The sequence below is a fragment of the Streptococcus sp. GMD4S genome, from assembly GCF_000296955.1.
Map to the genome: position 1 here is coordinate 1 of NZ_AJRE01000129.1, position 2,912 is coordinate 2,912.

At 40.3% G+C, this 2,912-nt stretch carries 5 protein-coding genes and 1 tRNA gene; all 6 read right to left on the minus strand.

Going from position 1 to position 2,912, the window contains the following annotated elements:
- Positions 1 to 186 precede the first annotated feature (186 nt).
- Positions 187 to 258: transfer RNA gene (locus tag GMD4S_RS07655), tRNA-Glu, on the minus strand.
- 64 nt (positions 259 to 322) lie between these two features.
- On the minus strand, positions 323 to 796 hold the full coding sequence (locus GMD4S_RS07660) for a hypothetical protein (RefSeq protein WP_001049305.1): 474 nt from the start codon (positions 794 to 796) through the stop codon (positions 323 to 325).
- A gap of 120 nt (positions 797 to 916) precedes the next feature.
- Positions 917 to 1,453, minus strand: a complete 537-nt coding sequence (nusG, locus tag GMD4S_RS07665) for a transcription termination/antitermination protein NusG (protein WP_000376732.1) — start codon at positions 1,451 to 1,453, stop codon at positions 917 to 919.
- A 58-nt stretch (positions 1,454 to 1,511) separates the two neighbouring features.
- Positions 1,512 to 1,688: a preprotein translocase subunit SecE gene (gene secE, locus GMD4S_RS07670; protein ID WP_000505776.1), complete on the minus strand. Its 177-nt coding sequence runs from the start codon at positions 1,686 to 1,688 to the stop codon at positions 1,512 to 1,514.
- 9 nt (positions 1,689 to 1,697) lie between these two features.
- On the minus strand, positions 1,698 to 1,850 hold the full coding sequence (rpmG, locus tag GMD4S_RS07675) for a 50S ribosomal protein L33 (RefSeq protein ID WP_001809375.1): 153 nt from the start codon (positions 1,848 to 1,850) through the stop codon (positions 1,698 to 1,700).
- A 52-nt stretch (positions 1,851 to 1,902) separates the two neighbouring features.
- Positions 1,903 to 2,912, minus strand: a 1,010-nt coding sequence (locus GMD4S_RS07680; protein WP_000292801.1) for a penicillin-binding transpeptidase domain-containing protein, incomplete at its 5' end; no start/stop codon positions are given.

Consider the following 2,912-nt stretch of genomic DNA (forward strand, 5'->3'; position numbering starts at 1 on the left):
TTTTTTCATTGTTCAGTACTATAACCTTAGTTATAGTGCCCTGCACATTGGTTCGTCTTGTTCAGTTTTCAAAGGTCTTTGTCACTCATTCTCTCAAGCGACAACTATATTAGTATATCACAGCTACCCGTCTCTGTCAACAGATTTTTTAAACTTTTTTCAAGTTTTTTTAACCGCAATACACCATAGTCCGTACGGGATTCGAACCCGTGTTACCGCCGTGAAAAGGCGGTGTCTTAACCCCTTGACCAACGGACCTTGAGCTTTTCAACTCTTTCTATTATACCTACTTTTCCGCCTTTGTCAAGGACTTTTTTCCTCTTTATCGAAATTCTGAAAAGATAAGGGAAAGTTCTCTCAGGAGAGCTTTACGTCCTCTAAAGACTTCTCCTCCCATTAGACGGTCTATTAATTCTTGTTTTTCCATACTCTGCTTTGATTTGTAATTCTTTAGAAGTTCGTGAAAGAGATAATAATCGTCCAGCCTGAGTCCTTTCTCTCCTAGACGATGGCTAATCTCACTCACCTCTTCATAGGGTTCTTTGTCAAAACGGCGCTTGTGGCTTTCCTGTTTACGGATGTAATCTAGGATACGATTTCTAAACTTTGTTTTAAAGCAGACATAAAGTCGATGGCGCTCCCCCTCTAGTAACTCTGGGTTGCAACTCACCAGCTCATACAGACATAACATGCCTTCCTGATCCCAGTCCTCTTTCTCCCACAGATGCAAATGATAATCTTTGCGACACTTATGGACGATTCCCTTGCTTTCTTCATATAAGTCTTTTAGATTCATAGACCTCTCCTTTCTGCATTTAGTTTAGCAAAATGCGCGAGTCCATGGGTCTACTTCCTCTGTTTTATACTTCTTCCTCCCTCAACGGCACATAAAAAGAGAGGCAAAGCCTCTCTGGGGTTATAATTCTGCAATTTGGTTGAGATTCACTTCTGCAATCGTATCATTACCAAACATAGAGATAATCATCTTCACTTTGTTGTTATCAATTTCAGTAATTTTACCTGTGTAGTCTGCAAAAGCGCCATCAATGATGCGGACTGTCTGGCCAACTTCAACATCAATATCGAACTCTTGAACAGTTTGTCCCATTGAAACCAGAATATCACGGATTTCTTGTTCCAAAAGTGGAGTTGGTTTTGATCTGTTACCGTGTGAGCCGACGAATCCTGTTACGTTAGGTGTGTTTCGAACGACGAACCATGCTTCATCGGTCATGACCATTTCTACAAGGACATAACCTGGAAAGCGATTCTCTTCAACTTCCTTTTTCTTTCCATTTTTCTCAACTTGCACGGTTTGTGTTGGAATCTCAACACGTAGAATATTATCCAACATGTTATATGTTTGCGCACGTTGCAATAGATTTTCTTTTACCTTATTTTCATAGCCAGAATAAGTTTGTAGAACAAACCATCCCTTGTCAAAACTATCCATGATATTTCCTTTCATACATATGATAGAAGAAAGTTAGCAGAACTTCTCCACTTTTCTTCTAAAAAATGTTAATAAATCGAATCAAACCTGATACAATCAACTGGTCAAAAATGTAAATGATGACCACAAAGAAGGCTGTGTATTCCATAATAGAGCGAAAATCTCTCCAGCTTTCTTTGCGAGTTGGCCAAGTTGTTTCTTTAAGAAGTTTAAAAATATCCTTAATAAAGCCCATCGTTCTCTCCTATCTCGTTTCTCTATGTGTCGTATATTTTCCACAATGTTTACAAAATTTATTTACTTCTAGTCGTGTTGGCTTGGGGTTCCCACTAATTTTGATTGAATAATTCCTTGAACCACAAACTGCACAAGCTAGGCTTGCTTTTTTTAGTGCCATAACGCCTCCATCTTATCTATTATAACAAGAAACCTAGGCTTTGACAAGCCTCTTAACGAAATAGATTAAGGATTGAGTCCCATATTGTCTGGGCTTTTTCTTTTATTTTAGCTTCTGAAATCGCACGACCTGCTTCATCTACAAGATTTTGTGCACGACTACGAATATCTCCTATTGGGTCCTCAGACTGGTTTGTCTCATTTTCAACAACCTGCTTTTTCGTATTTTCTGGTTCAATACCATTTTGTTTATAAGCATTCTCAACTGTAAAAGTGCTACCTGTAGTGTAAGGTAAAATGGTATTAGCCATACTTCTAAAGACATGGGCTGCTCCATTGGAGGTCGAACCTGCTAGATAATGGTTCTCATCTGTTGTTGGGAAACCGAGCCAGTGGCTGATTACCACATCCGGAGTATAGCCGATCACCCACTGGTCACTTGTATATTCTGGGTTGAAAACAGCTTCAGTCGTACCTGTTTTACCAGCCATAACATAATCTGCCGGTGACGAACTAATTCCTGTACCATTGGTAAATGTTCCTAGCATCATGCTGGTCATTTTATCGGCTACCGACTTATCAATCACTCGTTTTTGGGAGTTTTTATGACTCTTGATGATCTGGCCGCTGGCATTTTCAATACGAGTGATGAAATGTGCTTCAGGCATCAAACCTCCATTAGCAAAGGCTGCATAGGCTTGCGCCATCTGGAGAGGATTCGTTTCCACACCTCCACCAAGAGCAACTCCAAGAACTCGGTCAACTTTTTCCATATTCAGACCAAATCTCTCCCCAGCGTCAAAAGCTTTGTCAATACCTAATTCATTTACAGTCGCAACAGCTGGCAGGTTGAGTGATTCCGCCAAGGCCTGATACATAGGTACTTCTGGAGATGTCTTAATACCCGCATAGTTATCTACTTGATAACTGTTGTACTGCATCGTATGATTATCCAGTTGCTTGTTCAAGGCCCATCCTGCTTCTACTGCGGGTGTATAAACGACTAAAGGTTTAATGGTTGAGCCTGGGCTACGCTTAGACTGAGTGGCATAGTTGAAATTGC

Excerpts from the sequence above, each read along its gene's own strand:
- GMD4S_RS07660 (WP_001049305.1), bottom strand. The coding sequence starts at position 796 with ATGAATCTAAAAGACTTATATGAAGAAAGCAAGGGAATCGTCCATAAG.
- rpmG (WP_001809375.1), bottom strand. The coding sequence starts at position 1,850 with ATGGCACTAAAAAAAGCAAGCCTAGCTTGTGCAGTTTGTGGTTCAAGG.
- nusG (WP_000376732.1), bottom strand. The coding sequence starts at position 1,453 with ATGGATAGTTTTGACAAGGGATGGTTTGTTCTACAAACTTATTCTGGC.
- secE (WP_000505776.1), bottom strand. The coding sequence starts at position 1,688 with ATGGGCTTTATTAAGGATATTTTTAAACTTCTTAAAGAAACAACTTGG.